Here is a 274-nt window from a genome sequence, read left to right as displayed (position 1 = left end):
CACCGTGACGCCGAGTATGCCGGCGGTCATCCCGTTTTTCAGCGTTTTAATCACGTAGGGCTCGGCCCATTCCGGCCGCTGTCCGTCCGCGTCAAACAGGTTGGACACAATGACGGGAAACGCGGCATGGGTATATAAATCCGCCAGCTCATCGTGAGGCAGCGTAATTCCTTCATTATTCCCGACGGCAGCCGCATCGATCTCAAGCCGGTTTATCAAGCCGACATTCGCTTTGCCGAAGGTCGCTTCCGTTATCATTTGGAATCGGTCCATA

At 55.1% G+C, this 274-nt stretch carries 1 pseudogene; it reads right to left on the bottom strand.

Features of this window, described 5'->3' with window-relative positions:
• Positions 1–274: pseudogene (locus tag KVT31_RS29570) on the bottom strand (bifunctional metallophosphatase/5'-nucleotidase); the annotation flags it as partial.

The organism is Bacillus sp. GbtcB14, from assembly GCF_019091205.1.
In the GTDB taxonomy this organism is placed as follows: Bacteria; Bacillota; Bacilli; order Bacillales; family Bacillaceae_G; genus Bacillus_A; species Bacillus_A cereus_AG.
Note: the sequence above shows the minus strand (reverse complement) of the source record. Positions and strands in the feature narration are given on the sequence as shown.